The 24,346-nt window shown below is 39.4% G+C and carries 19 protein-coding genes and 2 pseudogenes; 15 read left to right on the plus strand and 6 right to left on the minus strand.

The genetic code is table 11. The features are described from left to right. Nucleotides 1–192: 192 nt before the first annotated feature. The 6 genes from BN2425_RS16115 (at nucleotide 193) to BN2425_RS16140 (ending at nucleotide 7,501) form a co-directional block, all read left to right on the plus strand. Nucleotides 193–957 carry a VOC family protein gene (locus tag BN2425_RS16115; RefSeq protein WP_042461585.1) on the plus strand — a complete coding sequence of 255 codons (765 nt, stop codon included), beginning with the start codon at nucleotides 193–195 and terminating at the stop codon, nucleotides 955–957. Between the two features lie 211 nt (nucleotides 958–1,168). Beyond that, a complete protein-coding gene (gene licT, locus BN2425_RS16120; RefSeq protein ID WP_042461587.1) occupies nucleotides 1,169–2,038 on the plus strand; it encodes a BglG family transcription antiterminator LicT in 870 nt (289 codons plus the stop codon). 204 nt (nucleotides 2,039–2,242) lie between these two features. After that, on the plus strand, nucleotides 2,243–4,159 hold the full coding sequence (locus tag BN2425_RS16125) for a beta-glucoside-specific PTS transporter subunit IIABC (RefSeq protein WP_042461589.1): 1,917 nt from the start codon (nucleotides 2,243–2,245) through the stop codon (nucleotides 4,157–4,159). 70 nt (nucleotides 4,160–4,229) lie between these two features. Further along, nucleotides 4,230–5,663, plus strand: a complete 1,434-nt coding sequence (locus BN2425_RS16130; RefSeq protein WP_042461591.1) for a 6-phospho-beta-glucosidase — start codon at nucleotides 4,230–4,232, stop codon at nucleotides 5,661–5,663. 119 nt (nucleotides 5,664–5,782) lie between these two features. After that, nucleotides 5,783–6,049, plus strand: coding sequence for a phosphocarrier protein HPr (locus BN2425_RS16135; RefSeq protein WP_042461592.1), 267 nt, complete (start codon nucleotides 5,783–5,785; stop codon nucleotides 6,047–6,049). Between the two features lie 21 nt (nucleotides 6,050–6,070). Continuing rightward, nucleotides 6,071–7,501: a glycoside hydrolase family 1 protein gene (locus tag BN2425_RS16140; RefSeq protein WP_042461594.1), complete on the plus strand. Its 1,431-nt coding sequence runs from the start codon at nucleotides 6,071–6,073 to the stop codon at nucleotides 7,499–7,501. Nucleotides 7,502–8,289: 788 nt separating this feature from the next. On the opposite strand, the gene BN2425_RS16145 is transcribed toward BN2425_RS16140, so the two are convergent. Beyond that, nucleotides 8,290–8,496: a YjzC family protein gene (locus tag BN2425_RS16145; RefSeq protein WP_042461596.1), complete on the minus strand. Its 207-nt coding sequence runs from the start codon at nucleotides 8,494–8,496 to the stop codon at nucleotides 8,290–8,292. Nucleotides 8,497–8,732: 236 nt separating this feature from the next. Here BN2425_RS16145 and rlmD point away from each other — a divergent pair, with 236 nt between their 5' ends. Continuing rightward, nucleotides 8,733–10,100, plus strand: coding sequence for a 23S rRNA (uracil(1939)-C(5))-methyltransferase RlmD (gene rlmD / locus BN2425_RS16150; protein ID WP_406603199.1), 1,368 nt, complete (start codon nucleotides 8,733–8,735; stop codon nucleotides 10,098–10,100). Nucleotides 10,101–10,400: 300 nt separating this feature from the next. On the opposite strand, the pseudogene BN2425_RS23555 reads toward rlmD, so the two are convergent. Both BN2425_RS23555 and BN2425_RS16160 read right to left on the minus strand, forming a co-directional pair. Next, a pseudogene (locus BN2425_RS23555) lies at nucleotides 10,401–10,484 on the minus strand (hypothetical protein); the annotation flags it as partial. A 221-nt stretch (nucleotides 10,485–10,705) separates the two neighbouring features. Next, nucleotides 10,706–11,038: a winged helix-turn-helix transcriptional regulator gene (locus BN2425_RS16160; RefSeq protein WP_042461600.1), complete on the minus strand. Its 333-nt coding sequence runs from the start codon at nucleotides 11,036–11,038 to the stop codon at nucleotides 10,706–10,708. 155 nt (nucleotides 11,039–11,193) lie between these two features. On the opposite strand from BN2425_RS16160, the gene BN2425_RS16165 reads away from it, so the two are divergent. Both BN2425_RS16165 and BN2425_RS16170 read left to right on the plus strand, forming a co-directional pair. After that, a complete protein-coding gene (locus BN2425_RS16165; RefSeq protein WP_042461602.1) occupies nucleotides 11,194–12,045 on the plus strand; it encodes a VOC family protein in 852 nt (283 codons plus the stop codon). A 16-nt stretch (nucleotides 12,046–12,061) separates the two neighbouring features. Further along, entirely contained in the window at nucleotides 12,062–13,126 is a 1,065-nt protein-coding gene (locus BN2425_RS16170; RefSeq protein ID WP_042461603.1) for an LLM class flavin-dependent oxidoreductase, read from the plus strand. Nucleotides 13,127–13,199: 73 nt separating this feature from the next. On the opposite strand, the gene BN2425_RS16175 is transcribed toward BN2425_RS16170, so the two are convergent. Continuing rightward, nucleotides 13,200–14,753, minus strand: a complete 1,554-nt coding sequence (locus tag BN2425_RS16175; protein ID WP_042461605.1) for an ABC-F family ATP-binding cassette domain-containing protein — start codon at nucleotides 14,751–14,753, stop codon at nucleotides 13,200–13,202. A 375-nt stretch (nucleotides 14,754–15,128) separates the two neighbouring features. Here BN2425_RS16175 and BN2425_RS23145 point away from each other — a divergent pair. Beyond that, nucleotides 15,129–15,384 (plus strand): annotated as a pseudogene (locus BN2425_RS23145) (hypothetical protein); the annotation flags it as partial. A gap of 378 nt (nucleotides 15,385–15,762) precedes the next feature. Then, nucleotides 15,763–16,824, plus strand: coding sequence for a hypothetical protein (locus BN2425_RS16180; protein ID WP_042461606.1), 1,062 nt, complete (start codon nucleotides 15,763–15,765; stop codon nucleotides 16,822–16,824). Nucleotides 16,825–17,171: 347 nt separating this feature from the next. On the opposite strand, the gene BN2425_RS16185 is transcribed toward BN2425_RS16180, so the two are convergent. Beyond that, nucleotides 17,172–18,068 (minus strand): LysR family transcriptional regulator, encoded by an 897-nt coding sequence (locus BN2425_RS16185; protein WP_042461608.1) that lies wholly within the window; start codon nucleotides 18,066–18,068, stop codon nucleotides 17,172–17,174. A 173-nt stretch (nucleotides 18,069–18,241) separates the two neighbouring features. Here BN2425_RS16185 and BN2425_RS16190 point away from each other — a divergent pair, with 173 nt between their 5' ends. The 4 genes from BN2425_RS16190 (at nucleotide 18,242) to BN2425_RS16205 (ending at nucleotide 22,194) form a co-directional block, all read left to right on the plus strand. After that, nucleotides 18,242–19,441 (plus strand): MFS transporter, encoded by a 1,200-nt coding sequence (locus BN2425_RS16190; RefSeq protein WP_042461610.1) that lies wholly within the window; start codon nucleotides 18,242–18,244, stop codon nucleotides 19,439–19,441. 46 nt (nucleotides 19,442–19,487) lie between these two features. Continuing rightward, complete coding sequence (locus BN2425_RS16195) at nucleotides 19,488–19,964, plus strand: CBS domain-containing protein (protein WP_042461612.1); 477 nt, start codon at nucleotides 19,488–19,490, stop codon at nucleotides 19,962–19,964. A 233-nt stretch (nucleotides 19,965–20,197) separates the two neighbouring features. Further along, entirely contained in the window at nucleotides 20,198–21,388 is a 1,191-nt protein-coding gene (locus BN2425_RS16200) for a pyridoxal phosphate-dependent aminotransferase (protein WP_042461614.1), read from the plus strand. A gap of 194 nt (nucleotides 21,389–21,582) precedes the next feature. Next, on the plus strand, nucleotides 21,583–22,194 hold the full coding sequence (locus BN2425_RS16205; RefSeq protein ID WP_042461616.1) for a hypothetical protein: 612 nt from the start codon (nucleotides 21,583–21,585) through the stop codon (nucleotides 22,192–22,194). A 700-nt stretch (nucleotides 22,195–22,894) separates the two neighbouring features. Here the strand turns inward: BN2425_RS16205 and BN2425_RS16215 are convergent. Beyond that, nucleotides 22,895–24,316 (minus strand): VWA domain-containing protein, encoded by a 1,422-nt coding sequence (locus BN2425_RS16215; protein WP_042461618.1) that lies wholly within the window; start codon nucleotides 24,314–24,316, stop codon nucleotides 22,895–22,897. Between the last annotated feature and the right edge of the window lie 30 nt (nucleotides 24,317–24,346).

Raw genomic sequence — 24,346 nt, forward strand, 5'->3', positions numbered from 1 at the left:
TCCAATACAATGATTGTAACATAAAGCCTTATTTGTAGTTTCAGATGTATTTTTCCCTAAGTCAATTCCTTTGTACGTTTTGTTTTTGTAAACACTCTGGATAAAACTTGAAATCAGTGTTACTCCATTTTATTGTTAAAGAAAGGCAATTAGCTTTATAAGCAGCCAAGCGCCGTGATGGGAGTGGGTATATTGACGACTTTGCATTGGGACCATGTCGTTCATTATGTTAATGATCTCCAAAAACCAATAAAAATGTTTCGGGACAACGGACTATTTGCTTTCAAAGGAGGTTCTCACACAAATTGGGGAACATATAATGCTTTGAGCTATTTTGGATTGACCTATGTTGAGTTTTTAGCGGTTGAGCATCGGGACGTGGCTATTCGTTTGGAGGGGCCAAACGTATTAGTTAAAGACACCGTTAAGTTATTGCCTAATAATGAGGCATTGAGACGAATTGCCATTCGTACAGACAATATAGATGAGACAGTTGGAAGGTTAACGGCAAACGGTATAGAGCCGTCACCCGTTATGGCAGGAAAACGGTTGGACTCCCGAGGCAAATTGATTGAATGGAAGATGGTCACCATTGATGGTGATTTTCATGGGCTGGTATATCCGTTTTTTATTCAGTGGAAGGAGTCCGATGAGGAACGGTTAAAGAATCTAGCTGAAACAGGGGTAATCCAGAACCATCCGGCGGGTGATGTTTCCATTGAAAGTGCCGTTTTTACTGTGTCAAACCCTGAGGCTGCAGCAATGCATTGGCAGCAACTATTTAATCTCCCGATGGTTGGTTCTTCAAGTCTGGCAATTGGAGGCAAGCAATTTATTTTCACAAAAGGAGATACCAACCAGCTCACCCAAATTCATTTTAAAACCACATCAAAAAAATTAGATGGAACGACACTTGCAATCGGTGAAGGAAACTATGTGTTTAGAAAAAACGTGTGAATTCGACAAATTTTGCAAAAATAGGATTGACAGCCACGATTGAAAAAGTTTAAAATCAATTATTATTTATATTGAATATTAGATGGATTGTTACTGCTCTGCAGGCAAAACCTAAATTTGTAAAAAGATGACTATTTAGTTGTGTCTTTTTGCAAATTTAGGTTTGTTTTTTATCGTTATTATAAATACATTAATCGAGGACGAGTGCGTTATGGAAATAGTAAAAATCTTAAACAATAATGTCGTCGTATCAACTAATGCAGCACATCAAGAAATTGTGGTCATGGGCAGAGGGCTAGCTTTCCAGAAAAAAGTCGGTCAGGAAATTGATGCTTCTAAAATAGAGAAGACGTTTGTGCTGGAGACACAGGGCATGACGGAAAAACTGGCAAAATTGTTAAAAGAAACGCCAGAGAAATATTTAAATATTGCTTCCAAAATCATTGAATATGCTCAGTCTCAGCTATCGTATAAATTGGATGACTATTTGTATGTCGCTCTAACCGATCACTTAAGTTTTGCCATCAGCAGACATAAACAGGGAATTGAGCTGAAAAATCCTCTGCAGTGGGAGATACGCAAATACTATAAACAAGAATACCAAGTGGCATTACGGGGACTTAATATAATCGAGGAAGCGACAGGTGTGCGGCTTGGGGAAGACGAAGCGGCATCCATTGCGCTGCATTTGGTCAATAGTCAGCTTTCAGGTGAAAATATGGCAGCGGCTATTCAAGTCACTGAAATGGTCAATAACATACTGAACATCGTGAAATACCATTTCAAAATGGAACTGGACGAAAACTCGTTAAATTATGAGCGATTTTTGACCCATCTTCGCTTTTTCGCTGTCCGTTTTGTACGAAGAGAAAAGCTGGAAGATACCATTGATGAATTTTTCTATGATCAAATTTCTTTAAAATACTCTGAGGCCTTTAATTGTACCCAAAAGATTGCTACCTATTTAGAAAGCAACTTTAAATGGTATCTGTCTAGGGATGAAGAAATTTATTTAACCGTGCATATCCATCGAGTGACAAACCGGCATCAGCTCAACAAAAACAAGGAAGAAAAAAAATAAAAGTTTTTTTATGAAAACGTTGACACTAAAATGTAAGCGTGTTATTATCCTAATATAAAGTTAAATAGTAATCCTTCGAAGGGATGTTACCTGTAAAGGGCATAACCTGATCTAGTTTGAAAACACATACATGCCAGTGTGTGTATTCAAACCCGGATCAGGTTTTTTATTTCTAAAAATCCAATTTGAAAGAAGGTCCAAACCATGAAATACGAGCAATTAGCCAAAGATATCATCCAAAATGTCGGCGGTCGTGAAAACGTTATCAGTGTTGTTCACTGCATCACCCGCTTACGGTTTAAGTTAAAAGATGAAGGTAAAGCTAACACAGAAGTGTTGAAAAATATGGACGGCGTCGTGACAGTTATGAAAAGCGGCGGCCAATATCAAGTGGTCATTGGCAATCATGTTCCAGATGTTTATAAAGATGTTGTTGCAATCGGAGGCTTCCAATCAGCATCTCCTGTAGCAGCAGACGAAGAAACAGATGGCAAAAAACAAAATTTATTTAACCGCTTTATTGACATGATTTCCAGCATTTTTACGCCAATCCTTGGTATTATGGCAGCTGCTGGTATGATTAAAGGCTTTAATGCACTGTTTCTATCACTAAAACTATATGAAAACACATCGGGAACTTATCATATTTTAAATGCAGTCGGTGATTCCGTATTCTATTTCTTCCCTATTTTCCTTGGCTATACAGCAATTAAGAAATTCGGCGGGAGTCATTTTATCGGTATGGCAATCGGTGCTTCCCTGGTTTATCCAACCTTGTCGACATTGTCAGCAGGTAAGCCATTGTACACGTTGTTTGATGGAACTTTATTCTCATCACAGATTCATATCACGTTCCTTGGATTACCAGTTATTTTAATGAGCTATTCATCTTCTGTTATTCCAATTATCGTCGCAGCGTTTTTTGGTGCTAAATTAGAAAACTGGTTTAAGAAAGTCACTCCAGATGTAGTAAAAGCATTCTTAGTTCCATTCTTTACATTATTAGTCATTGTTCCGTTAACTTTCTTGGTCATTGGACCAGTTGCTACTTGGGCAGGACAACTACTAGGACAGTTTACTCTATGGATCTATAATCTAAGCCCAATTGTTGCAGGTCTGTTCTTAGGTGCTTTCTGGCAAGTATTCGTTATCTTCGGACTTCACTGGGGTCTTGTGCCACTTGCCATCAATAACGTATCAACTTTAGGTTATGACACTATTTTAGCTACTGTTTTCGCAGCATCATTTGCTCAAACAGGTGCTGTACTTGGTGTTTGGTTGAAAACGAGAAACCAAAAGCTTAAATCCTTAAGTATTCCAGCTTTCATTTCAGGTATTTTCGGTGTAACTGAGCCAGCTATTTACGGTATTACGCTTCCAGCGAAAAAGCCATTTATCATCAGCTGTATCGCAGCAGGTGTCGGCGGTGCGATTTCTGGTATCTTTGGTGTTAAAGGATACATCATTGGTGGTCTTGGAATCTTCGGACTTCCATCATATATCTCTCCTGACAAAGGAATCGGTTCTGACTTTATTGGTTCTGTAATCGCTATTATGGTAGCATTTGTATTAGGTTTCGTTCTTACTTACCTATTCGGTATGGGTAAAGAAAAAGAAGCAGGTCAAACTGCAGGCAGTGAAAAGGTTCAAGCTAATGCAACAGAAGTAAAAGTAGCAAATTTAGTGGTTGCCAGCCCATTAACAGGAGATGTAATGTCACTATCTGAAATCAATGATGCGGCGTTCGCTTCAGGTGCACTTGGTAAAGGTGTTGCGATCGAGCCATCAGAAGGCAAATTGGTTGCACCGGTTTCCGGTACTATTTCCGTCCTATTCCCAACGAACCATGCTATCGGAATTACTACTGATGAAGGTGCAGAACTATTGATTCACATTGGTATGGACACTGTCCAGTTAAACGGCCAGCACTTTACGGCACATACAAAACAAGGTGCACGAGTAGAAAAAGGCCAATTGTTAATCGAATTTGATATCGCGGCAATTAAAGCAGCAGGTTATCCTGTAACCACTCCAGTTGTCGTAACCAACCCTGATCAATATAAGATTGTTACTACTGAGAAAAAACAATTAAAAGCTGGAGATCTATTAATCCAAGCATAATAACTACTAGTAAATGGGAAGGGAAGCAGTTGAATGCTTTCCTTCCGTATTTTGAAAGGAGTTTTACATAATGACAAAAACAACTTTTCCAGAGGGTTTTTTATGGGGCGGCGCGATTGCTGCCAATCAAGCTGAGGGAGCATATTTAGAAGGTGGAAAGGGACTGACAACAGTGGACCTATTGCCCACAGGTAAAAAGCGTTGGGAAATTGCCCAAGGTAATCTTGAGTCTTTTCAACCAGAAGAAGGAGAGTTTTATCCTTCCCATGAAGCGATTGACTTTTACCATAGATATAAAGAGGATATTGCTCTGTTTGCCAAAATGGGCTTCAAGGCGCTTCGCCTTTCGATTTCATGGGCAAGAATTTTTCCTAACGGCGACGACGCAACTCCAAACGAAGCGGGTCTGAAATTCTATGATGATGTGTTTGACGAGCTGTTAAAATACGGGATCCAGCCGGTTGTGACCATTGCCCACTTTGATGTTCCCTTATCGTTGGTCGAAAGATACGGAAGCTGGAGAAACCGCAGACTGGTAAACCTTTTTGAAACCTATGCTACAACACTGTTTAAACGATATAAAGATAAAGTGAAATATTGGATGACCTTTAACGAAATCAATATGTTGCTTCACCTTCCGTTCGTAGGCGCTGGCCTAGTTTTCAAGGAAGGGGAAGACAAGAATCAAATTAAGTATCAGGCAGCACACCACCAGCTTGTGGCAAGTGCCCTTGCCGTTAAGGCTTGCCATGAAATGATTCCAGATGCCATGATTGGCTGTATGCTGGCAGCAGGACAAACTTATTCATACACATGTAATCCAGATGATGTATTTGAGGCAATGAACAAGGACCGGGAAAACTTTTTCTTCATTGATGTTCAATCCCGAGGCAAATATCCTGGCTACGCCCTAAGATTTTTCGAGGAAAATCAATTAGATATCCAAATGGAAGAAGGCGACTTGGAGCTTCTGGAAGAAGGCACGGTTGACTATATAGGGTTCAGCTATTATGCCAGCCGCACTGCCAGCACGGATCCGGAAGTGTTGAAAAATGTAACCGGAGGCAACGTGTTCGGGTCCATAGAAAATCCATACCTCGAAAAATCCGATTGGGGCTGGACGATTGACCCTAAAGGCTTACGAATTACCGCCAATCAGCTGCATGACCGCTATCAAAAACCGTTGTTTATTGTCGAAAATGGTCTTGGTGCTGTTGACGAGGTGACTCCTGAAGGAGAAATAAACGACGATTACCGCATTGATTATTTGAAAAAACACGTCGCCGCCATGGGCGAAGCGATTAAAGATGGCGTGGAGATTCTCGGATACACCAGCTGGGGACCAATCGACTTGGTAAGCGCTGGAACCGGCGAAATGAAAAAACGCTATGGCTATATTTATGTCGATCGGGACAATCAAGGAAATGGAACACTCAAAAGACTTGAGAAAAAAAGCTTTAAATGGTATAAAGATGTTATCGCCTCTAATGGTGAACAACTTTAAAATTTTATCTGACTTTTAAGGATTGTTACTGTCCGGCAGGCAAAACCTAAGTAGGAATGCTATTGGTGTACCCAAAGCATGCTTATTTAGGTTTTTTATTTTGAAAGGAGAAATGCAACATGGCAGAAAAAACATTTAAGGTAATTGACCCAGCAGGGCTTCATGCAAGACCGGCTACCGTTTTGGTACAGGCTGCAAGTAAATTTAATTCCGATATTCAACTAGAATACAACGGAAAAGCGGTAAACTTAAAATCCATCATGGGTGTAATGTCTCTCGGTGTCCGTGAAGGCGCAGATATTAAAATTATTGCAAATGGCAGTGACGAAGATGCTGCACTTGCTTCTTTAGCAGAAACGTTAAGCACAAATAATTTAGCGAAATAAGGAAGACTGGAGGAGTAAACCATGGGATACAAATTTCCAAAGGGTTTCTTATGGGGCGGTGCAACTGCTGCTAACCAAATGGAAGGTGGTTTTCATGAAGGCAACAAAGGCTTAAATATTGCCGATGTTCTTCCTGGCGGGAAACAGCGGCTCAGCATTTTGGCAGAGCCTGGTTTTAACTTTGAAATCGATCCTAACAAATATTATCCAAACCATGAGGGTATCGATTTTTACCATCGTTACAAAGAGGATATTGCTCTGTTTGCGGAAATGGGTTTCAAGGCATTCCGGATGTCGATTGCCTGGACACGAATTTTTCCAAGAGGGGACGAGCTCGAGCCAAATGAAGAAGGTTTGGCGTTCTATGACCGAGTATTCGACGAGCTTCATAAGTACGGTATCGAACCGGTAGTGACGATTTCCCACTACGAAATGCCAGTAACCCTCGTTAAAGAGTATGGCGGCTGGAGAAACCGTGAAGTGGTGACCTTCTTTGAACGCTATGTAACGGCTATCTTCAACCGTTATAAAAACAAGGTAAAATACTGGATGACATTTAACGAAATCAATAGCGGTTTAATGATGCCAATCATGGGCCTTGGTTTTGCGATTCAAAAGGAAGAAGACAAGTATCAGCCGACCTACCAGGCCTATCATCACCAATTTGTCGCAAGTGCCAAAGCAGTGAAACTTGGACATGAGATCATCCCTGGTTCTCAAATCGGCTGCATGATTATTTTTGCGCCGACCTATTCCTTTGATTGCAACCCTGAAAATGTCATGTATGCCCTTGATCAAGAGCGCTTGTTTAACTTCTTCTGCGGTGATGTTCAGGTGCGCGGTGAATACCCAGCGTTCATTAAGCGCTACTTTAAGGAGCATAATATCAACCTGGAAATTCAGCCTGGTGACCTTGAATTGATCAAGGAAGGAACAGTGGACTATATCGGTTTCAGCTACTATATGTCCCGTACCGAGAAGAAGAATAAGACACAGGAAGAGATTGGCCAGGGGAATATGATTGGCGGCGTCAAGAATCCATTCTTGAAAGCCAGCGACTGGGGCTGGGAGATCGACCCTGAAGGTCTCCGCATTTCTTTGAACAAGCTATATGACCGTTATCGTGTCCCTTTGTTTGTTGTGGAAAATGGCCTTGGTGCATATGACAAGGTGGAAGAAGACGGTTCTATTAATGACGATTATCGCATTGACTACCTTCGTGAGCACATCAAGGCGATGGGCGAATCGATTGAGGATGGCGTTGATTTAATGGGGTACACAAGCTGGGGCTGTATTGACCTTGTCAGTGCTTCATCTGGTGAATACTCGAAACGTTATGGTTTCATCTATGTCGATAAACATGACGACGGCAGCGGCACTCTTGAGCGCAGCCGGAAAAAGTCGTTCTTCTGGTATAAGGATGTAATCGCGTCTAATGGAGAAAACTTATAGAAAAGCTAAAGCCGGGACTAGGTCTCGGCTTTTATTATGGGATACAATATCAGTAGTTCGTTCTATGAAGACAAGATTTATGAAAATTGGGGTATCTAACTATTTTGGCTCTTTTCTAAAGGCTTGTTGCTATTTTTACATTTATAGACCTTCGGACGAAGTGTAAGCAGATCGGTTTATTATTAGCGACCAATCTCTCCAGTAGATCTCGAGAACGGTAGCTAATAGCTTTTTATTAACGACCGAACTCCCGAAAAAATCGCGAGAATGGTAGGTAATAGCCTTTTCGTGACAAAACTCAAGTCCGATTATACCCCTAATTGGATAACGAGTATTTGAAGACGCACTTTATCAGTACTTCAAATAAGAAAACAACAATATCCACGAAAACAGCCAAATATTGCTGAAAAGGCCGGAGGATGGTTACTGGTGAAAAGACTCTACGAGATTACATCTATATCAAGTGGTTCTATTAATAAGGAAACAGGTTATGAATTTGTTCCTAAATAAAGAAGCCAAGACAGCCGTGGTTATACATATACTGGTAACCTTAAGAGGGAAACTAACATTCTAGACGAAAAAGCCAATAATTATAAAATAGGGGAAGCTGTGCTGAAGACCTTTCAACTTTGTGAATAGAAAGTACCTTATCTATGATAATGGAGCGGTGCAGGGAAATGACTACCATAGTGTTTCTCTATTTTTTGTGGATAAGGGTTAAACCATAAAATAGAAATGACTTGGTGGCACACCAAGCCATCTCCAGAAATCGTAGAAAAGCTTCCTGATTACTCGAGCCTCCAGCTGTGTTGACGGGTCCTTGTTTTCTTTATCCCCTTATGTTCAATCGTAATTGTATATGGCTTTAATTCCGGCAATGATTCACCTTGTTTAACCTCTACACGTCGGGCGTTCTTGACTTTGCCGCCGCCATGTCCTACCTCCACATAAACACCTGATTGCCTTGCTATTTCCCCTGGCTTTAATGCAGCCATAAAGCAACTCCTCCTATTCCCCAAATTTTCTGCTGCCCCAATATAATATGTCTAACCATTTAACAATATGGCAACAAGTATAATATGTTAGCGAAAACTGCTAGGATATACGATATTCCCAATTGTTTCATTGTTCGATATACTAGTTTAGTGGCTAAAATTGACGTATAATAAATGTTTATGAATTCCTTATTTCATGGGGAGGTTTAAAATTGACTATTACAAAACCAGAAGAAATGGTTGTTGAGATAAAGAAATTAGATGAAAAGGGTTCAGGACAAGTTAGCGTTTGGCTTGAAACTGAACAGGGTAACAAACGGAAATTAAGGCTTACCATCCCGCAAACGCTCCCTGGAGAAAAAGTGCGTGTAACGGTGGACAAGCCGGATCGCAGAAGAAGAAGGGCAATGCCGGATGAAATCCTTGAGACACATCCAGAAAGAATTGGGCCGGCCTGCCCGCATTTCGAAACCTGCGGCGGCTGTGTATGGCAGCATTGGGATTACCGCGGCCAATTAAACCAAAAAACGTTCCATGTGAAACATGCTGTCGAATCACAAGGATTTGACCCGAATCTTGTAAAAGACACGATTGGCATGGACGAGCCTTGGCATTACCGCAATAAGATGGAGTTTACGTTCGCTACGGATGGATCCCTTGGTCTCCACGAACAAGGCAATTTTAGAAAGATTATTACTCTTGAATCCTGCCTGATTGCCGGCAAGGAAATGGTTGAAGCAGCCATGGAAATTGCAGCATGGGCAAAAGAATACCGCTTAACAGGTTATAACAAGGACCTTCACGAGGGTTTGCTGCGCCATTTGATGGTCAGACAATCGTTTGCAACAGGGGAAATGATGCTGGCTTTATTTGCAACAGAGGCTCCTGAGGCACATCAACAGGCGGCAGATGATTTAGTGAAACGGGTAGAACAGAAGTTTCCTCAAGTGAAAAGCTTGTTATGGCTTGAAAATACCGACTGGGCTGACCGCACACAATCGGAAAATACAAATGTTTTGGCAGGCCGGGATTTTATTTACGATGAAATGAGCGGCTATCGCTATCGTCTTTGGTTTGATACGTTTTTTCAAACAAATCCGACACAGGCGCAAAAATTGGTGGATTTAGCTTTAGAAATGGGTCAGCCAAAGAAAACGGAAAAAATGATTGACCTTTTCTGCGGCGTCGGCACCTTCTCATTGCCATTTGCCAGCCGTGTAGGAAAAATGGCCGGTATTGAAATTGTCGAGAGCTCGATTGAATCAGCTAAACGAAACGCCAGTGATAACGGAATTACTAATACTTACTTCTTAGCTAGAGATGCGCGCAAAGGGATTGACGAGGTGTTGGAGAGCTTTGGGAATCCAGAGTTATTAGTATTGGATCCTCCTCGCTCAGGTGCAGGCGGCAAGGTAATGAGAAAAATCGGCCGCTCGAAACCAGAAAGAATCGTTTATATTTCTTGTAATCCAGATACGTTCGCAACAGATATTAAAGAATTGGAACCGTTCGGTTACGAGTTAAAGGCTGTACAGCCGGTTGATTTGTTTCCTCATACCGTACATGTGGAGTGCGTGGCGCAGCTCATTTTAAAGTGTGACTAAAAAAAGAAATCCAATATCGTAAAATAAACTTTATCCACATCTTATTAACATTGAAATAAAGTTTGTATAAAAAAGTAAGTGAAAAAGCCAGTTATCCCCAACATATCAACAATAATGAAAAAGCGGGGAGAAGGAAAACCTTTATTTTAATAGCGAACAAAGGAATAACGAGGAATTGAGTAGTTAATTAGGCACAAGAAAGGCAACTAACCCTTTGGGCATTGCCTTTTTTGTGTTTTAAAGTGGTTTACAAAGCTGTAGTGAATATGGATAGTGCCATCGTGGTTAAAAGTATACTTTTCAATTAGAGAGTGCGGGACCTGCAGATCGGCTTGAAGCCATGATTTGTGCGGACATATAACCATCAGGATTATACATAATGAATCCTTTTGCATCTTAACCTAAAACCTTTTAATTTGAAACCATTCGTAGAATTATGATGTGATACGATATTCAATTTGAGGGAATTATAATGAATAGTGTAAATAGAAGAACAGGAATAAGTGATAGTAATCTTATCTTCATGTAAAAGGGTTGTTCGGCAAAATCAGCTAAATGATTTTAGAGGACAACCCTTCTTTTCATTGTATGAACACTATTGAAAACTAATCCTCAGAGAACTCAGAGTCCGGTTTAACCCAGGCCTGGGACCAATTCTCAATTGCTCTTAAAATGGGTTCCATGGAAAGCCCCTTTTCCGTTAAAGAATACTCAATGATGACAGGAGTATCTGGTATTACCTTACGATTTACTAGCCCTTGAGACTCGAGGTCCTTTAGACGATCTGATAATACCTTTCCACTTATACCAATAGAAGACTGAATTTCATTAAACCGTTGCGGTCCCAATAATAATTGATAGATAACCAAAGCTGTCCATCTCTGACTTAAAAGGGAAATGGCCTTTTCAAATTTGGGGCAAATTGTAGGTTGTTTCATAATTATATATGCACCTCTCTTGATCTCTATTATACCACAAAGTAGATACTAAATTACAAACTGATATTTAATTACTTGACATTATTTGATTATATAAATATACTAACTTACATAAAGTAACTTAATAAAAAAATGTACTCTAGGAGGTTAACTATATGGTATTTCACATGAAACCAACAACTTTTGTTGGGGATGTAAAAGTGAAAGTGTTAAATTTACAACGTTCAATCGAATTTTACAAAGATATCCTGGGATTCGATATTTTAGAACAAACAGCTTCAACAGTCAAACTAACAACAGATGGGAAAACGAGTTTCTTATCACTGGAACAACCTGAAAATGTCATACCAAAACAGGGAAGAACGACTGGTTTATATCATTTTGCAATTCTATTGCCAGGCCAAACGGATTTAGCCAATATTGTCTTTCATTTGAAGGAAAAAGGAGTTCGCTTTGGATCTTCTGACCATCTTGTCAGTGAAGCATTGTACCTTCACGACCCCGATGGGAATGAGATAGAAATTTATCGTGATCGTGTTCCTGCTGAATGGAATTGGGACGGCGGTGAAGTGGCAATGGCTGTTATCCCATTAGATTTTGAAAAGTTGTTAATGCATGCTACACCGGATAATCCGTGGAAAAAAATGCCTGCTGAAACGGTAATGGGTCACATTCATTTACACGTGTCAGAACTTAAAAAGACAGAAGAATTTTATGTAAAAGGACTGGGAATGGATGTTGTCAATCGATTTGGAGAACAGGCCTTATTCCTTTCCTACGGAAACTATCACCATCATGTTGGGGTTAACACATGGAATGGCATTGGGGCTCCATCTCCCGCCAACAATAGTGTAGGACTTGAATCGTTTACGCTCATTTTTGATAATGAAGTGGCTCGTAGCCAAGCGGTAACGAATTTGAAGCAGATTGGTGCAAAGGTTTTAGAAGAAAACAATCAATTCTTCACCTTTGATCCTTCTGGAAACAAAATCGAGTTAGCTGTATAGGATGGGAGGTTCTGAAATGGTTACTAAAAAAGGTGCCGGTATTGAAATTGGTATTTACACACTTGCAGATATTGGCCCGGACCCCCTGACTGGAAAAACGATAACAGCTAAAGAACGAGTAAAAGAGATTATTCAAGCTGCAAAACTTGCTGATGAGGCAGGACTTGATGTATTTGGTGTAGGAGAACACCATCGTCTGGATTACGCCTCTTCTTCTCCAGCAGTACTATTGGCTGCTATTGCACAAGTAACCAATCGTATTAGATTAACAAGCACAACAAGTGTTTTAAGTACGCTCGATCCGGTTCGTCTATTTGAAGATTTTGCTACATTGGATTTACTTTCGGATGGGCGGGCTGAAATCCTGGCTGGAAGAGGAGCATTTATCGAATCATTTCCTCTATTCGGGTATAGCACAAACGATTATCATGAATTGTTTGAAGAACATATGGACCTTCTCTTAAAACTGACCCAAAAGGAGACCGTCACATGGTCGGGAAAGTTCCGTTCTTCATTAAATAATGCTGAAATTGCCCCAAGAACGGTACAAGAAAAATTGCCAATTTGGATTGGAGTCGGAGGTACACCTGAAAGTGCAGTTCGTGCTGGAAGATTTGGAGTTGGAATGGCTTTGGCTATATTGGGTGGTAATCCAAGACGTTTCAAGCCACTTGTCGATCTTTACCGTCAAGCAGGAATAGGCGCAGGACATTCGCCAGAAACATTGAAGGTTGGTGTAACTGGCCATGCTTATCTAGCTAAAACAACCCAGCAAGCCAAAGAGGAGTTTTATCCTTATTATTCCAATTACTGGGGATATGTGAACCGTCAACGTGGAATGGGGACAAGGATGTCAAGAGATGACTTTGAACATATGGCTAGTCCGGAAACCGCTTTGTTCGTGGGGAGTCCGCAGCAAGTAGTCGAAAAAATCCTTCAACAATACGAACTCTTTGGGCACCAACGTTTTTTAGCGCAGTTAGATATAGGTGGTCAACCGTTTACGAATGTAGCAAAGGGTATTGAATTGTTGGCAACGGAAATTGCTCCAATCGTTCGAAGAGAAACAGGTAAGTTATAAAAAATTTTAGATGGTTGATAAAAAGGGGTACCCATGTGGAGATTTCAGCCAGTGGGTACCCCTTAATTTTTATTTAAAAGACTTTCGTGGTCCAATCCTCACAATTCCAAATATCGGTCGCAATTTCACGATAGAAATCAGGTTCGTGGGATACCATCAAAATACTTCCGCGATATGCCTTTAAAGCACGTTTCAATTCTTCTTTTGCGTCCACATCCAAGTGATTGGTAGGTTCGTCTAGAATTAATATATTTGTTTCTGTATTTAAAATTTTACACAAGCGAACTTTGGCTTTTTCGCCACCAGAAAGGACTTCGACTTTACTCTCAATATGTTTCGTCGTTAATCCACATTTTGCTAGAGCCGCGCGGACTTCAGCCTGATTCATACTTGGGAACTCGCTCCAAATTTCTTCAATACAAGTGTTATAGTTGGCCTGCTTCACTTCCTGCTCGAAGTAACCAATGTGTTGATACTCACCACGTTCCACTTTACCCTCCAGGGGATCAATCAACCCAAGGATACTTTTTAATAGAGTTGATTTACCAATACCATTTGCACCTACAAATGCAATTTTTTGTCCGCGTTCCATTTTTAAATTTAGAGGGCGGGAAAGCGGTTCATTGTAACCAATAACAAGATCTTCTGCCGTGAATATATAACGACTAGCTGCTCGAGCTTCTTTGAAGTTAAACTCTGGTTTCGGTCTCTCTGCGCTCAATTCAATAATTTCCATTTTGTCGAGCTTCTTCTGGCGGGACATTGCCATATTACGAGTCGCAACACTTGCTTTGTTACGAGCAACGAAATCTTTCAAATCCGCAATTTCTTGTTGTTGACGCTTGTAAGCTGCCTCTAGCTGTTGCTTCTTCATTTCATGTATTTTTAAGAAGTTATCATAGTCACCAACATAACGATTCAACTCTTGGTTTTCCATATGATAGATTAAGTTAACAACATTGTTTAAGAATGGAATATCATGTGAAATCAAGATAAATGCATTCTCATATTCCTGCAAATAGCGCTTCAACCATTCGATATGCTGCTCATCCAAATAGTTCGTTGGCTCGTCAAGTAATAGGATTTCAGGTTTTTCTAGCAAAAGCTTAGCTAGCAAAACTTTCGTACGCTGCCCGCCGCTAAGATCATCTACATCCCGGTCAAGTCCAACGTCGTCTAATCCAAGACCACGAGCAACTTCCTCAACTTTTGAATTAATTCGATAAAAATCATTACTATCTAACGTTTCTTGGAGCTCTCCAACTTCTGCAAGTAATGCGTCGATATCAGCACCTTCATCACCCATTTTGGCATAAAGTTCATTAATCTCTGCTTCAGCATCAAAAAGATATTGAAAAGCAGTACTCAAAGTGTCGCGCATCGTTGTACCTTTTTGGAGTACAGCATGCTGATCTAAATACCCAATACGAACTTTTCGTGACCACTCAACTTTTCCCTCGTCGGGTTGCAGCTTCCCAGTCACAATATTCATGAAAGTGGACTTACCCTCACCATTTGCTCCAACTAGGCCAACATGCTCTCCTTTCAAAAGTCGAAAAGACACATTATTAAAAATTGCACGATCACCGAAACCGTGACTTAAATTTTGTACGTTTAATACGCTCATTCTTTTAACTCCTTATCTAATGTCACATGTGGATATTTTACTAGATTTTTGCTTCTTTTTATATGTTGAAATTTTTTTTGGTGAAAATTAAAGTCTGCCCCATCTTAATAAAATGAGATTATTGATTAATTTATACGCGGGTGTATAACAATGGGGTAAGTCTCTATTATACAACAGAACCAGAAGGTAAAATATGAGTTATTCCTATATGGTGATAAATGCAGAAAACAGGAAGAAGTTGGGTGACTTCTAAACTATGCCTTTTTAAAACAACTGTAAACTTATCAACACCCCATGTGTTGCCACATATACTCTACGCATGTGGAGTGTGCCGCTACTCCTTTTAAAGGTGTAACCCTAAAATAAACTTTTCCGAACCAATTAAATATTATGTCCTGTTGGTTTGAGAAATCATATAAGTCATTTGTTGGATTGCAGGATTTATATGATAAACATATTCATAATCAGGGGGAAAGAAGATTAATAAAAGAACAATATATATTTATAAGAAACTCGGTTTTCAGTATGAAGGAGAATTAATCGATGAGTTTTTGCTGACGTTGAATATGAATATCATAATGCAATAAGAATGTGCATGATTCAACGTCATTATTTTAGTAGGTATTCTTGAAATATAAGCCTGTAAATTTGTTAAATGAGTTTGAAGGGGCTGTATTCATTAAAAGAAGGATTAAGAAGTTGCTGAAAAACATAAGTGGTCAAAAAGAGAATTAAACGATTTAAGGGAAAGGGTAGCAATAGCTTCCTTATCCTTCTTATTTTAAAGAACTGGACTTAATAGTTTCTTTAAAAAAGTCTTATAAAGCTGTGTGTAGAGTTACGATTCTTGTGTTGGGTAGAAAGCAACTCTCCCAACATAACATTGAGTTATCTTCAAAAGAGTAATTTATCTACTCTATTTTGATATTGCCCCCTGCTAAGTACCTTACATAGGAAAAAATTTATAGGGCATTACTAAAAATTAGTTAAAATGCAACGGGGTGCATTAATGAGTAAAAAGACTATAAACAATAAAAAGTCCGAAATGAGTGAAACAATTAAAAGAAGTTTAATCGCCGTAGTTACGGTCATAGGTTTATTTTTGATTGTTTTCTCTTTTCGAAACGGCGATGAGCAAGATGAAAAAGCTGATGAGGTAATAAAGCGGGAAAAAATAAGACTGAAGATAGAAAATATGTCTTATGACCCTAAAGGGAATAAGGTATATGCAGAAATTTCCACAAATTTACCAGATGGGGTTGATGTTACTGCTTGGCTCAATTTTCCAGATGAATTGTCTGCACAAGATGTAAACATCGATGCGACAATCCATGAAGGAAAAAATACAAAACTTACCTTTCCTATAAGTGAAGGCAACCAAGTAATTAGCAGCGACTATGGGATAGAATTGTTTATCAGTGTGTACTATGATCCTGATAATCCTGACTATAAGGTAAATACATCTATGATTGATGATCCGAGAGTCGGCGGGGATTCTCAAGAATTGGACGAGGAGTATAGTGATTCAGATACGGTATTTGTCGAAAGGATATTGGAAGAAGACCCTATCAGCGATGAGGACTATAGTTTATTTCATTATAATATTACCGTCAATTCAGAGAACACCTATCCTTTAAAAACCAATGTTACGATACCAGAAAAAAATAATCAAACCCAACCAAATGAGGGAAGAGAACTTTCACAAGAATTTTTAGAATATAACCAAAAGTATTACAAATCCTATAAGAATTATTTGGATCTTCTTGGCAGCAATTTTGAATTAATAAAGGATGGGGATTACAGCTCAGATTTAATTGATGACTTAATTACCTGGGCCAATGAATTCAATGAACTATTGGAAGTATATGAAAATGACGCAAAGCCGAGTAATGATGCCGATCAGGAGCTGTATACTATTACAAAGGAAATGATTGCAGAACAAAGAAAAGCGAACAAATACATCTTAGAAGGATTAAGAAATAATAATGGTCAATCAATAACAAATGCCGGACCATATTTGAATTCGGCTGCGGATTTATACATTATAGGAAATAATTTGCTGGGAAAATAAAGGTTTTTTATATTAAAGCTCCTGTTGTAGAAGGTGTTGGCCTGGTATGTCTCCGAGTCAAGCAAGTCCTCAACAAAGGAGTCTTTAATTTTGAAAAAAACTATAAATGATTCTGATGCAGGTACGGTACTTTAGGTTCCACAATTTGTTGTAAGGTGTATTCTTGAAAAAAATCTAAGTAAATCTACCAATATCTCTTTGTGTTGTCCATTACAGTCCTCGTATTGGAGTGTGTGGCACAACTTATTAGGAAAAAGATAGATGATTAAAGAAATTACCTAGACTACCCCAAAACTTTTCGTATTAAAACCATCATACTGGGGGTGCCAGGCATTTTCTATATTGTTTTAAATTCTCTCCTTTGCAGTGCCTATAGCTCTTTTCTCCACAAATTCTTTAAAATTCTTTACAGCAGGTGACATATATCCATTTAGCCTCCATACCATTTGGATGGCTCGAAAGCATTTTGGTGACTGTACGCGAATCAGTGAAATTTTACTTTCGTCAAGATTCGGGATGTAAGGCACAATGGCAACACCTAAATTGGCTCCAACTAAGTCTGAGACTGTCCTCTCTTCATATCCTTCAAAAACCTTCCTTGGAAGGAATCCTGCTTCATGACAGAGATTGTCTATTAAATCATGAAGGGCTGTTTGCGGCTTGAAAGAAATAAATGGGTCGTCCGCTACTTCACTTAAATTTACCCGCTCTTTTCCTGCCAGCCTGTGTGCAGTTGGAACTATGAGGAATAGTTCTTCAGACAATACGGGTATGGAACACAGACCTTCATGCGGTTCCAGCGGCGAACAGAAGCCAATGTCAATGTTAGCGGCCTGTATCTCTTTTAAAATTTTACTCGAAATATTTTGAGATAATTGAAACTGGATGTTGGGAAATTCTCTTTGAAAATCACTGATTAAATCAGGTACAAAAGTGGAGCCAAGCGTTTGGATAAATGCGAGCGAAATGGTTCCATGGTTAGGATCGACCATATCATGGATTTTTTGTTTTACTTCTTTCATTTCTGATAAAACCTGATTTGCAGAGTCAAGAAAAACCTTCCCATATTGGTTTAACACGACACCACGGCTTTTTCTTTCAAATAAAGGGACACCTATTTCCTCTTCGAGCCGCAAAATAGAGCGGCTTAATGCTGGCTGTGAAAGATTTAATTTCTCGGAGGCGTTTGTAAAACTCTTATGTTTTGCAACGACATGGAAATAAAAAAGTTGGTCAAAATCCATTCAATATTCTCCTTGTAATGAAATGATATTACTATTATGCATAGATGGTATAAAAAATACAATTATGTACGCATAACTCAGGGGCGTATAATAAAAGGGTCGCTTTCCTTACAAGAAAACAGTAGTAGAACATTCAATTGACTAAAAAAGAGAATTTAAGGAGGAAATAGGATATGGGTAAACCAAAACTATGGACTAAAGACTTCATAAATATTACTACTATCAGCTTTTTTATTTTTTTAGCTTTTTATATCTTATTAACGGCACTTCCAATTCAATTAACGAAAGAATTTGGCGGGGGTGCGGACCAGGCTGGTTTATTATTAACATTATTTTTAATTGCAGCTATTGTTATTCGGCCATTTGCTGGTAAGTGGGTAAGTGGAGGATCACAAAAGAAAATATTGATTTATTCTGCAGCAGCATTTTTTGTTGCCACATTATTTTATCCATTTGTCTCAAATATTTGGGCATTATATATCCTAAGAATTTTACATGGTATCACTTTTGGAATCATAACTACTGTGAAAGGTACCATTAGTGCAGAGATCATACCAGATTCAAGGCGAGGTGAAGGGCTAAGCTGGTTCTCATTAGCAATGGGTTTGGCGATGGTTGTTGGGCCGGTAATAGGTCTTAATTTAGCTAACATTCGAGCATACAACACAGCATATATTCTTTGTATTGTCATTTCAGTAGTAAATATCATACTGTCAATGGTTATTCATGTTCCAGAACAAAAGCAGTCAGAAAAAGCTTCAATAGCGAGTAAAGGGTTTAATCTTAATGACTTGGTTGATAAAAAAGCCGCACCATTTGCACTTGTCGTATTTATTTTAGCATGTGCCTATTCAGGGATTGCTTCGTTCTTAGCATTGTATGCACAAGAAATTGACCTTGTAAAAGCCGCTAGTACGTTCTTTATTCTTTATGCGGGATTAATGTTTGTGTTCCGTCCATTTACAGGTGTATGGGCTGACCGTTATGGGGCAAACAAAATTGTTTATCCTTGTATTATTCTATTTGCCATTGGGATGGTGATGCTCTCATTGCCTCAAACAGCAGTCATTATGATTGTGGCAGGTGCGATTATTGGAATCGGATACGGTTCTGTTACACCAATTCTCCAAACACAAGTTATTAGTTCGGTAGAAAAACATCGTGTCGGAATTGCCAATTCATTGTTCTTTAATTCAATGGATTTAGGAATGGCTATTGGTGCATTTGTGCTGGGTATTGCAGCAAATTCATTCGGATATAGCAGTGTTTTTATTTCTGGAATCGTCCTTATCGTGGTAGGAGGTTTTGCTTACTTCGCTTTAGCAGGCAGGAAGAAAACAGAGGATCGTCATGTAGTCGAAGAGTATAACTAAAAGGTAATTGATCCCTTAAAGGAGAGAAGAAAGGGGAGCGGTCTACGTGCAAGTACGAGATTTTATGATTCGTAAAGTAATTACTGCTAAGCATTCAACTACTGTCAAAGAACTAATTTCTATTCTAGAGACCAATCGAATTGGCGGTGTCCCAGTGGTTGATGATAAAGGAAACTTAGTGGGAATTGTATCAGATGGGGATATCGTTCGATTTCTTTCCCCACATAAAGAGAAATTATATTTAGCTTACTATATAACCTATTTAGAAGACGCTCAAAAAATAGAAGATGTATTAAGGGAAAAAATGAATACCCCAATTGAGGAAATTATGGTAAAGAAACATATTAAGACATTATCCCCTGATGATGACTTTGAAACTGCCATTCGGTTAATATCCGAACATCATTTTAAAAAGATTCCTGTCGTGAATGGAGCAGGGAGAGTGGTAGGGATTATAAGCCGTGGAGATATTATCCATAATTTATCGAAATCTATATTTAATGAAGAATCAGTCCAGGAATAATAAATTTCATACTAACAGCACCCCATGTGATGCCGCATACTCAGCACATGTGGAGTGTATGTGGCAAAAAAGGTTTAGAATAATATTAAGTGCTCTCGAACTTGAGGGTGCTTTTTTTATTTCCAACCATCTGTTGGATAATTCATAATTTTTTCTCAAAACGTTAGCCCTCACTTCCCAGAAGGTTTATAGTATTGTTATATACTTTGGATTGAAGGAGAAGAGGTAATCATATGATCTCAGAAAAATACAAGCAGATGTTACAAGGAAAATCAGTTATTAGAGAACTGTCGGAATTTGCGGCAGAGCGCGGCAAAGAAATCGGTTATGAGAATGTGTTTGATTACAGCCTAGGCAATCCTTCGGTTCCTGTTCCGGAAGAATTTACCCAGGTGATGATAGACTTGTTGTCCACTAAAAACCCTGCAGAACTTCATGGCTATAGTCCAAGTTTAGGAATTCCGTCCGTCAGGAGAAAAATAGCGGATTCCTTAAATCGACGGTTCCACATGGATTATACGGAAAATCATATCTTTATGACCACAGGTGCGGCCGGAGCAGTTGCCCATGCTGTAAGGTGCGTGACCCAACCGGGAGATGAGGTGCTGACGTTTGCACCGTTCTTTCCTGAATACCATCCATATATTGATTTGACAGGGGCAGTACTGAAAGTGGTTCCTCCTAATACAGAGGATTTTCAGATCAACTTCTCGTTGTTTGAAGAAATGTTGACCGAGAAGGTCGCTGCCATATTAATTAATTCTCCCAACAATCCGTCTGGAGTCGTTTATTCTTCCGAGACCGTTCAGAAACTGGCCAATCTTCTTCGTCAAAAAGAAAAAGAATACGGGCATGAAATTTTTATTATTTCTGATGAACCTTACAGAGAGATTTTGTTCGAAGGGGTAGACTCCATCTATGCATCTAATTACTATGAAAATACCCTTTCCTGTTATTCCTATTCTAAGTCTCTATCACTGCCGGGAGAACGAATCGGCTATGTTGCGGTCAATCCTGCTTGTAAGGATTCTGATTTAATTGTGAGTATGTGTGGTCAAATTTCGAGGGGGATCGGTCACAACTGCCCGCCATCTTTAATTCAACTCGCTGTAGCAGAAGTAGTGGATTTGACAGCAGATATGACTGTCTATGAAACCAATATGAACTTACTTTATGACAAATTAACTGAACTGGGATTTACCTGCGTAAAGCCAGACGGTACATTTTATATTTTTCCAAAGGCATTGGAAGAGGATGCCAACCTATTCTGTAGGAAGGCATTAAAATATGATTTAATACTGGTACCAGGCGATAGTTTCGGATGTCCAGGATATTTCCGGATGGCGTATTGCATTGATACGGAAAAAGTCAAACGATCATTGGCGGCATTGGATAAATTCGTCAAGATTGAGTATGAAAACTAGAAAACAAAAAATATGCAGTTGAACAAGCAGGAACCGGATAATGGTTCCTGCTTCCCATTTATCTGCAAAGGACTAAAAAAGGTTTGCATTTTTCAAGTAAATGAGTATATATTTATTCGATTGGTTGTTCTTAATTACGAACGATAAAATATATTAAAACAGAATTCATTTAGCATGAAAAGGAGAGAGCCGAATTGGAGAGTCAAACACAAAACGATTCAGTGATAAGGAATTCCATTTTGATTCGGATTACAGGAGTCGCTAGGAGGTTAGGGATTGGCTTCTTAGCAGCCGTGATCACGGGAGTTATATCTGGGCTATTGCTTCGCTTCATCATGAGAATCATTGCCCTTGCCTTCCCCCATATGGCGAGAGGGTTTACTTTTCAAGGAACGTTTATATTAATAATTGTGGGTGTAGGCTTTTCATTGGCGAACAGTATTATTTTTACGGCCATTTATCATTATTTGCCAACGGGGTGGGTACGCAAGGGAGTACTGTATGGTTGTATAAACTTGGTGATTTATGGGATCCCTTTCTTCTTATCGAATCCTGACAATGATTTATTTGGTCCCCAAGCTCCTTTAGGAATTGGCTTATTTTCTGCATTGTTTATTCTGGGCGGACTTCTTCTATCCTATTTGGTTGATAAAATGATAAGTTGGTTTGGCCAATCAAAGACGAGGATTGTTTTCAACTATATCTTTTTTGGAATGTTAATTGTACCTGCATTAGTGATGGCTGGCGGGATCGTTTATGAGATTTTTCATGATCTAATCCCTTCTATTCAGTCAAATTTTTGGTAGAATAAATGCACCTTGGATTTTTAACAAGTTGATTGAAGGACGTGAAGTTTTTGCGAGAAATAGGGTCTCTTATAAAATATATTCTCCGCGGCATCGTTTTCATTGTTTATTTTCCTTTTTACCTGATTTGGCAGGCTTTGAAATTTATCTGGACCTATTTAATTGGTGTACCGCTTCAATGGCTTTGGGAAACAATTATTTTGCCGGTTCTTGTATTTATATGGAAAATCATTATAATACCAATCTGGCATTATATTATTTATGTTCCGTTTCGTTGGTTGTGGCACAGAATCCTGTTTCCTCTTTTCTCCTTAGTTTGGAATAATGTATTAGTTCCATTTTTAAAATTTGTATGGTATTATCTGTTATTTCCGCTTCTGTATTATGTTATTTATTATCCGTTTTATCTGTTGTGGAAATATGTGCTGCGTTGGTTTTACCGAGAGATTTTTATTCCGGTTTTGCGCGTTTGTAGACTCATTCTAAAGTACTTGCTTAACGGTCTTAAATGGTTATGGCTTCATCTCGTCTACTATCCTGTCCGCTGGATGTGGAAGACCTTTATTTATTACCCACTCCGTTGGGTTTATCGACAGGTCGTTAAGCCAGTGCTCGTGTGGTTTAAGGGCATATTTTATTAGCAAAAAAGGAACCTGTCGCATTAAGATAGGTTCCTTTATTTTGCAAAATTGTTTAATCGTTAGCGAATGGCAGTTGCCGCCGGTTGAATGAGCCCTTTTACAGATGCGGTTTTGACCCATTCCGGGTATTCCTGCATCAGCAAGTCATACAATTCCTGCTCCGAAACGGCTTGAGGATCTTCCACACTAAAGAAATCAGCATTGTCTATGTATCTTCCCGTTAAGTTATCCAGCTGTTCCAAAAAGGTAAAGTCGGATTGAAAGAGGGCGCGGAATCCACGTTTTTTGGTGCCTTTGTTTGATTTTCCTATCGCCATGAACTGCCAAAATATAGGTTCGTAAGATGAATTTTGCAGATGACTAATGGTTTCCTTTTCATCAAAAGTAGCTCCATCCGTAACAAACATGACATAGACAGGGATGTCTTTTGAGAATGGCTTGTTCCGCTTGGAAGCTGACCCGATATAATGCTGACGGATTACGTGCATTGCCTTTCCATAATAGGTGCTTCCCTCAAGTGGGTATTGTTTGATTAACCGGTTCACAAAACCGTTAAAGTTATCAATCGTCAACTCGCCTGCATCATGCGCTTTGCCGCCAAATAAAAAAATATCAATCGAGCCATCATCATCAAAACGGGTACCTAATGCCAAAATTCTTTCCGCAAACTCTTGAATTTTTCCAGAGCGGTATAGGCCCGACATCGACCCGGATATATCCAAGCATAAAGCAACCTTGGCAGTGTGATTTTGCAGGCCGACCTTCTCTAAGGAAACCTTGGCTTTTTTGGAAAGGTCTAATATTTTTGGTGCTTTTTGCTCCATCTTTTTTTCAAGCATGACCCGTTTCGTATTAACCGGAGGCGGTGTTGGAGCTGCAGCAACAGGAGGCTGCTGTGGAGATGCTTGCACTGGCGCTGCCGATGTTGTCGGTATGGAAGGAGTAGCAGGTTGATTTTGCTCTTCGGCCACCTCGCCGCCAAAGTCCTTCAATAAAGCAGCCAATCCACCATCAAATCCCCGTCCTACAGAAGAGATTCGCCACCCTGTTTTATTATAAATCTCAGCAATAATGACAGCTTTTTCATTTTTAAAGTCTTGCCCTGTAAAGGAATACTCTAGGATGGTTTGTCCATTTGCTTGGATTTTAAGTGACCCAGAGGAGATCATTCCCATCGTTCCTTCGCCGTCAATCGTTGCTGTAAATACGAGATGTTGAGCAGCTGCAGGCAGCTTCGATAAATCGACCTGAAAAGTGCCGGAGCCGCTGCGGTGCGAAAGCAGATGAATCTCATTAGCAGGCGATTGGAGCTGATTATAAAAAATCATATAACGGTCATCCGTTAGATTTTTTTCTCCGCTCAAGCCAAAACAGGTAATGTCGATTTCAAAGCCAGAGGCTACATTGACTTCGATTTGAAGCTGAGTAGAAGGAGTGTAGTCGGATAACTTAACCTTCTCTCCACGAATTAATATTTTCATCGTTTTCCCCCTTATTATGGTAATGCATAA

It is taken from the genome of Neobacillus dielmonensis (assembly GCF_000612665.1).
Classification (GTDB): domain Bacteria; phylum Bacillota; class Bacilli; order Bacillales; family Cytobacillaceae; genus Neobacillus; species Neobacillus dielmonensis.